The organism is Hoeflea sp. (genome assembly GCF_039975035.1).
Classification (GTDB): Bacteria; Pseudomonadota; Alphaproteobacteria; order Rhizobiales; family Rhizobiaceae; genus Hoeflea.
In genome coordinates this window covers 1-7001 of sequence record NZ_JBDWHW010000265.1, presented here as the reverse complement: position 1 = coordinate 7001, position 7001 = coordinate 1, and the positions used below count along the sequence as shown (strand labels likewise).

The 7001-nt window shown below is 59.1% G+C and carries 8 protein-coding genes; 4 read left to right on the top strand and 4 right to left on the bottom strand.

The features are described 5' to 3' along the window. The 3 genes from ABJN75_RS23880 to ABJN75_RS23870 form a co-directional block, all read left to right on the top strand. A partial coding sequence (locus ABJN75_RS23880; protein WP_348442182.1) for an ABC transporter permease occupies positions 1–556 on the top strand: 556 nt, incomplete at its 5' end. Beyond that, positions 553–1359, top strand: coding sequence for an ABC transporter permease (locus ABJN75_RS23875; protein WP_348442181.1), 807 nt, complete (start codon positions 553–555; stop codon positions 1357–1359). The genes ABJN75_RS23880 and ABJN75_RS23875, both read left to right, overlap by 4 nt. A 65-nt stretch (positions 1360–1424) precedes the next feature. Then, positions 1425–2498: an ABC transporter ATP-binding protein gene (locus ABJN75_RS23870; protein ID WP_348442183.1), complete on the top strand. Its 1074-nt coding sequence runs from the start codon at positions 1425–1427 to the stop codon at positions 2496–2498. A gap of 118 nt (positions 2499–2616) precedes the next feature. Here the strand turns inward: ABJN75_RS23870 and ABJN75_RS23865 are convergent, their stop codons facing one another. The 4 genes from ABJN75_RS23865 to ABJN75_RS23850 all read right to left on the bottom strand — a co-directional run bounded on the left by ABJN75_RS23865 (position 2617) and on the right by ABJN75_RS23850 (position 6159). Then, positions 2617–3699, bottom strand: a complete 1083-nt coding sequence (locus tag ABJN75_RS23865) for a polyamine ABC transporter substrate-binding protein (RefSeq protein ID WP_348442180.1) — start codon at positions 3697–3699, stop codon at positions 2617–2619. A gap of 14 nt (positions 3700–3713) precedes the next feature. Then, complete coding sequence (locus ABJN75_RS23860; protein ID WP_348442179.1) at positions 3714–4316, bottom strand: TetR/AcrR family transcriptional regulator; 603 nt, start codon at positions 4314–4316, stop codon at positions 3714–3716. An 89-nt stretch (positions 4317–4405) separates the two neighbouring features. Then, complete coding sequence (locus tag ABJN75_RS23855; RefSeq protein ID WP_348442178.1) at positions 4406–5272, bottom strand: class I SAM-dependent methyltransferase; 867 nt, start codon at positions 5270–5272, stop codon at positions 4406–4408. A 266-nt stretch (positions 5273–5538) separates the two neighbouring features. After that, positions 5539–6159 (bottom strand): TetR family transcriptional regulator C-terminal domain-containing protein, encoded by a 621-nt coding sequence (locus tag ABJN75_RS23850; protein WP_348442177.1) that lies wholly within the window; start codon positions 6157–6159, stop codon positions 5539–5541. Positions 6160–6261: 102 nt separating this feature from the next. On the opposite strand from ABJN75_RS23850, the gene ABJN75_RS23845 reads away from it, so the two are divergent. Next, on the top strand, positions 6262–7001 hold a 740-nt coding region (locus ABJN75_RS23845; protein ID WP_348442176.1), incomplete at its 3' end, for an NAD(P)/FAD-dependent oxidoreductase.

Below are 7001 nucleotides of genomic sequence, written 5' to 3'. Positions count from 1 at the left end.
ATGGCTCTTCGTCATCACGGTACCTTTCTGGTCGGGATACCTGCTGCGGATCCTGTCGTGGAAGGTCATCCTTGGCTACAAGGGCGTGCTCAACACCGGCCTGATATATCTCGGCGTGATTTCAGAGCCGCTGACCTCGTTGATCTACAACGTCAACGCAGTCATCATAACGCTTGCGCACAGCTGGGCTGCTTTCGCCATCCTGCCGCTTTTCGTCTCGCTTGAAAAACTTGACCGTTCGCTTCTGGAAGCTGCCGCCGACCTTGGCGACGGGCCGGTGCGGCGGTTCCTGCGGGTCACCCTGCCGCTGACCATGCCGGGCATTATCGCCGCACTCATGATCGTGATGATCCCTACCGTCGGAGATTACGTCACGCCCAAGCTGGTTGGCGGCAAGGACGGCGTCATGATTGCCAACGCCATTCAGGTGCAATTCGGCAAGGCGTCCAATTGGCCGCTCGGCGCGGCGCTGGCGGTGAGCACCATGGTGATCGTCTCCATGGTTGCCGGCGCTATCGTGCTGCTGATCGCCGGGCTGAAGAGGTTGTTGAAATGAGGTTCTTGCCAACATCCGGACGAGTCCTGTCGACCTACGTGATCATATATGTGGCAATCCTGTATTTCCCGGTGCTGTTGCTGCCGATCTTCTCCTTCAATGATTCCGCCACACCGAAGCTGCCCCTCGTCGGCTTCACCTTCAAGTGGTACGAGGGACTGGCGGAAAACACGGCCATGCATGGCGCCGCCTGGAACTCTCTGCTGGTCGGCATCAGCGCCGCCTTCCTGAGCACAGTGCTCGGCATTTGCGCCGCCCGCGCCATCACCCGCCACCGCTTCCGCGGCCTGGGCGCCGCCAGCGGCCTGATCATGGCTCCGTTGATCCTGCCGGAAATCATCATCGCCATCTCCCTGCTGGTGGTCATGCTCGGTCTGGGCATGCAACTGTCGCTGATCACGGTGATCCTCGGGCATCTGCTGATTTGCGTGCCCTATTCGATCACCGTTCTGGTTTCGGGGTTCGAGGGCTTTGATCCCAGCATGGAGGAAGCATCGCGCGACCTAGGAGAGACATCGCTGGGAACATTGCGACGGGTGACGTTGCCGATGCTGGCCCCCTCCATCGTTTCCAGCCTTCTGGTAACCTTCACCATTTCACTCGACGAGTTCATCCTCGCCTTCTTCCTCAGCGGCACAGAACCAACCCTGCCGGTCTATATCTGGGGTCAATTGCGGTTCGCCGCCAAGCTGCCGAATGTGCTGGCGCTTGGTTCCATATTGATTGCCGCTTCGCTTGTTCTGCTCACGGCGGCGGAGCTCTTCCGCCGCCGCGCGGAACGCAAACTGGCGATCCGCCCGTGATGAGACTTTCCCATGCTTAAAAATAGTCCGGCCACGCCCACAGGTGAAACATGACCGCCTCCCCGATGATTGAAATCAGGAATGTCGACAAGGTCTTTGGCTCCTTCCGGGCACTCGACACACTGAATACCACCATCCGCGAAGGCGAATTCTTCTCGCTGCTGGGACCATCGGGATGCGGCAAGACCACACTTTTGCGCATGATCGGAGGGTTCGACAATCCCTCCTCCGGCGAGATCCTGATCGGCGGCAAGTCCATGGCCGACATCCCGCCGAATATGCGCCCCACGAACATGGTGTTTCAAAGCTACGCCATCTTTCCCCATCTCAATGTCGCGGAAAACATCGCCTATGGTCTGAAGCGGTTGCGCCTGGGACGGGCAGAGGAGGAAAAACGGGTCAAGGAGGCGCTGGCCCAGGTCGAGCTCGCCGAACTGGGCCCGCGGATGGGCAACCAGCTTTCCGGCGGGCAGAGGCAGCGCGTCGCACTTGCGCGGGCGCTGGTGATGCGTCCGAAAGTGTTGCTGTTGGACGAACCGCTGTCGGCTCTCGACAAGAACCTGCGCGAACAGATGCAGGTGGAGCTCAGGCACCTGCAACGCCAGATCGGCATAACCTTCGTGCTGGTCACCCACGACCAGTACGAAGCGCTGAGCATGTCGGACCGCATCGCCGTGATGTTTTCGGGCCGGATCGCCCAGATCGCCGATCCGAAGGAAATCTACCAGAATCCCGCCACCCGGCAGGTTGCCGATTTCCTTGGCGGAATGAACTTCCTCACCGCATCCCGGCTCGCCGTCGACGGCAAGGTTTTCAAGGCCGTTCTGCCGGGAATCGGAGAGATAACCGGCCACCTCGCCGGCAAGGCGATATCCGATCCGGCAAGCGCTATTATCGGCATCAGGCCCGAGCGCCTGCGCATTGTCTGGGAGGGGGAAACGGCCGACCATCTGGTCACCGGCAAGGTGGTTGACCGCAACTACTATGGCGAAATGACGTCGCTGATGGTCGGCATCGAAGGCCAGAGCGAGCACCTGGCAATCGTCGAAACCAACGACTTCGGCGCCGATGACATCCCCGTCGGCTCCGACATCCGCATCACCTACGACCGCGACGCCTTCATCATCATGCAAGGCTGATTAGAGGATCAATGGTATAAGTGCGCCCAACATCCCTACGACCAACATCCCTGCGACCAATGAAAAAGGCGCCGGATTTTCGGCGCCTTTTTCGTAGGCTGAGTTGATCGGCGAAGGATCAGTATCCGGCTTTGATCTTTTCAAATTCAGCGATCATCTTCTGCTTCAACTCCACCGGAACCGGCGACTGGAACAGCGTCTTGTCGACAAATGCGGCGACGTCGTCATAGCCCGCGCCTTTCAGCGTTTCCGGATCGATGGCCGCCATGCCGTTGGCATTGCCATGTCCATAACCCCATTCGGACACGATGTAGGATGAGACGACCGGATCGAGCGTGGCATTGATGTAATCATAGGCCTTGTCTTCGCTGCCTTCGCCATCCTTGAGAAGCACGTAGCCGCAAACCCATGTCGACAGGCCTTCATCCGTATCCTTCTTGACGGCGACAGGTACATCATCGGCCATCAGCGTGGTGGCGGTTTCGTTCCAGGCCCACGCCAGATCGACCTCCTCGCCCGCCATGGCCTGGCTGAGTTCGGTGTTGTCGGTCCAGTAGAGCCGGACATTCTTGTGAACCTCACGCAGAAAAGCCGAGGCCTCGGTGAATTGCTCGTCGGTCATCTTGGCCCAATCGGTCAACCCGATGGCCAGCGAGGCCAGCGCGTAGGCGTCATCGACATTGTCGCCGATGGATACACGATCCTTGAACTTCGGATCGGCAAAAGCCTTGAGTGATTTGATATCGGTTTCATCCACCTTGTCGGTCCGGTAGGTAACGGCGGTATTGCCCCAGTCAAACGGCACAATCCAGGCTTGGCCATCCTCGGTGGTCATCAGATCCTTCATCGATTTGAAGCCGGGAAGGATGTTGTCCCATTCGGGAATCCGCGACGTATCAAGCGGCTTGAGCAGGCCCGCATCGCGCCATTTCACAACACTTTGCGAGCAAGGATGCCCGACATCGGCCCTGAACCCGGTCCGCAGTTTCTGGAAGGCTTCTTCCTCGTCGCCGAAGAAGGCAAAGGTCGGTGAATCCCCGTACTTTTCGACATAGGCCGGATGAAACGCCGGGTCTTCATAGCCCGCCCAGTCGAACACGGTGAGTTCCCCATCAGCACCGAACGCGGCCATTGGGGCAACGCTGAGTGTCAAGGCGATGGCGAAACTGGAAATCAGGCCTCGGGATAGGTTCTTCTGCATTAGTGTTCACTCCTCTATTGGTTATTTTCATTGATTTTCAATGTCACGCCGCCGGTAGCGAAGTGCTTTGGAAATATCGTGCAAAGTGTGTCGAGAATGACGCCGAGCGCGGTTTCGCGCTTGTAAGCGCGTGCAAACAGCATCATCCGGAGCCACAGGCCTTCCTGCATGGCGTAAATCGCGTCAGCCGTGCTCTGCGGATCGAAGGCATATCCGCCCTCCTGCTTGGCCTGCACGCAGATTGACGCCAGAGTGGCGCGGTATTTGGCGTCCCGCTCCCATGCCATTTCATGATAGGCCGGTTTTGACCTCGCTTCGGTGATCAGCGCGAACCAGGCGGCAAGCTTGCGGTGCGTGCAGATTTTCCTGTCGAGGTCCGCCGTCACCATGGCCAGCAATTGCGACGCGGTGTCGGGAGCGGCCTTTGTGATCATGGCCTGCCAATTAGCGGTATACTCGTCCTGCAGATATTTGATGGTTTCGGCCAGCAGGTTTTCCTTGCTGGCAAAATGAAAATTGACGATCCCGCGAGACAGCCCGGCGCCATCGGCCACATCCGCCAGCGTCGTGGCGGCATATCCCCGCTTGGCCAGCGAATCGATGGTGGCGTTGATCAATTGCTCCCGGCGCAGCGCCTTGGGTTCCCGGCGTCTGGCCTCCGTCGCCGGCGTGGCCGGCGCAGCGCTCTCATCCTTGTATCCTTCGCTCAGGGTCTTTTCCTTTTTGATTCAGTTGGTTGCTCATCAGGCTTGATGCCGAACACATGGGTCGGACAATGTTCGCCGCTGTCGAGCACCGTCTGCATGGCGCTCCAGGTCTTGATGTTCTTGTCGACATAGGCGGCTCCGACGGCTTCGGCGACGGGAGCATAAAGCGGTCCCTTCAGACGTTCCAGTTCGCCCCGCGCCAGGTCACGATACCAGGCGTTCCGGTTGATGGTCCGGACATCGCGAAAGCCTGCCGCAGCCATCGCCGCTTCATAGCGGGCGGCGGACGCCATGCCGAAACTCAACCCCTCGGCCGCAAGATAGCTCCGCATCGCTTCCGACGGTTCCCCGTCATGCGATGTCAACCAGTCGCTGGCCGCAAACCGGCCGCCGGGTTTGAGCACACGGAAAATGTCTGAAAACAGGGCTTCCTTGTCCGCCACGTGAATGAGCGCATCCTTGGAGAAGACAATATCAAAGCTCTGATCGGCGAAAGGCAGCGGCCCCGGATCGCCGCGCACGAAGCTGGCCTTGCCCGACAGCCCCTGCTCGGCGGCGCGCCGCGTTGCCAGATCGACAACCGGTTGCTCCACATCGAAACCGGTAATGTTTGCCAGGCTGTAGTCGTTCGCCAGAAACAGGGTGATGCCGCCCGACCCGCAGCCGATATCGAGCACGCGCTTGCCCGTAAAATCGAGATCCTTGACCACACGGCGGACTTCATCCCGACCGCCCGGCGACAGGAAGCCCTCCCCCCAAAGCGCCTCGAGAAACCGGATCGCGGTATCGTCGTATTCCGGCGCGGCGTCGTCCGCCTGATCGCCGGATTGCAGTTTTGTTGTCACATCGGCAATGCCATCTGTCATGATGGATGGTGTTCCTCACTCAATCGATTGCCCCGAATTATTGGCGCTAAGCAACGATTTTGCAACAAGTTTGTTGAACGTTCATTCAATAGTGAAATATGAGACGGCCACGGACGGATCAATTCCAAGGCGGAGAAAGTGCCGCCGGCGGTGCACGACTGAAGGAGCTTTCGACACTCGATTTCGCCCGGCCTGAGCTTTTGGACAGTCGTCCAGACGGTCAGATCAGCGATGCCAGGTTGCAGACGCAACAATCGCGGAAAGGTTCAGATATGCTCGGCGTGATGGGGAATGAGAAGGCGCAAATGCGCCAAGGCCCACTCCAGTGCTTCGGTCCGTGTGATCGGCTGGCTTTGAATATGCATCTGCAGCCACAACCCATCGGTAAAGGCATCGATCGAGTTGGTCAGCAGCACAGGATCGGGACCGCCGGTCGTTTGCACCAGTTCCCGGCATGTACTCAGCATGGCCTGGTGGCGCGCATCCTCGGCCTCGACGCAAATTTTCTTGTAGAGCGGCTGCGCGCCGGCCTCGCCCCAGAACGAAAACCACAAGGCCAGCTTCTTGCGATTGCAGATCGACGGCTTGAAATCGGCCTGAACGAGGCCCAGGATTCGTGACAGCGGATCGGGCAAGGCGAAGGCCGCGCTCCAGGCTTGCTCGTATTCCTGCAGCATCCGAGACAGGGTCTCCGTCAGCAGACCTTCCTTGGTCTTGAAATGAAACACCAGCGCGCCCTGGGACACGCCCGCCGTCGCCGAAACATTGGCGAATGTGGTGCCGCTGATGCCACATTGGGCAACCACGTCCACCACGGCATCGATCACGCGAGCTTGTGTGCGCAGGCTTGTCGGGGAAATCTTCTGGGCGATCGCTGGTTGTGACATGTGCCTTATCTAACGCAGGGCATGGAAAGTTTACAGAACAATTTTTTTGACTGAACGCTCAGTTTATTCTAGCCTTGGTTTTTATCCATAGTGGGACGGTCCATGAAATATGACGCGATCATCGTAGGAGCCGGCCACAACGGTCTCACCGCCGCCTGCTTCATGGCCCGGGCTGGATTGAAGACGATGATCGTTGAGAAGGAAGACCACGTCGGCGGTGCCGCGGTCAGCCTGTCGCTGACGCCGGGCTGGACCTATTCCAATTGCTCCTATGTCTGTTCCCTGCTGCGGCCCGAAATCATCCGTGCGCTGGAACTTCCCAAACATGGTCTGCAGGTGATCCCCTATGAAGGCGGCGGCGTCTTCAACTCCAGGGGCGAATATTTTGCCTACATGTCCGATCATGACGCGCTGCGCCGGGAACTGATCCGCCATTCGCCGCGCGATGCCGATGGCTATGTGCGCTACTCCCGCGCGGTGATGCGCCAGTGCAAGTTCATCAAGCCGCTGTTGTTGCGCACCGCACCTGACCCGGCGTCGCTCAAACCGCGCGACATCTCGGAACTGCTTTTCATCCTCAAGCGGTTTCACAATCTCGGCGCCCGCGAAATGGCCGAAACTGTCCGCTTCTGGACCATGTCGATCGCCGAATATCTCGACCAGTATTTCGAAACCCCGATGATAAAGGCCTATATCGCCGGCTCCGGCATCATCGGCACCGGCCTGGGTCCCTATTCCCCCGGCACGGCTTACGTGCTGCTGCACCACTATATGGGAGAGGTCGACGGAGCCATCGGCGCCTGGGGCTTTGCCCGCGGCGGCATGGGCTCGATCACCCAGGC

Bases quoted from the DNA above. Each gene is read 5' to 3' on its own strand.
- ABJN75_RS23865 (WP_348442180.1), bottom strand. From the start codon at position 3,699: ATGCAGAAGAACCTATCCCGAGGCCTGATTTCCAGTTTCGCCATCGCC.
- ABJN75_RS23850 (WP_348442177.1), bottom strand. From the start codon at position 6,159: ATGTCACAACCAGCGATCGCCCAGAAGATTTCCCCGACAAGCCTGCGC.
- ABJN75_RS23855 (WP_348442178.1), bottom strand. From the start codon at position 5,272: ATGACAGATGGCATTGCCGATGTGACAACAAAACTGCAATCCGGCGAT.
- ABJN75_RS23875 (WP_348442181.1), top strand. From the start codon at position 553: ATGAGGTTCTTGCCAACATCCGGACGAGTCCTGTCGACCTACGTGATC.
- ABJN75_RS23870 (WP_348442183.1), top strand. From the start codon at position 1,425: ATGATTGAAATCAGGAATGTCGACAAGGTCTTTGGCTCCTTCCGGGCA.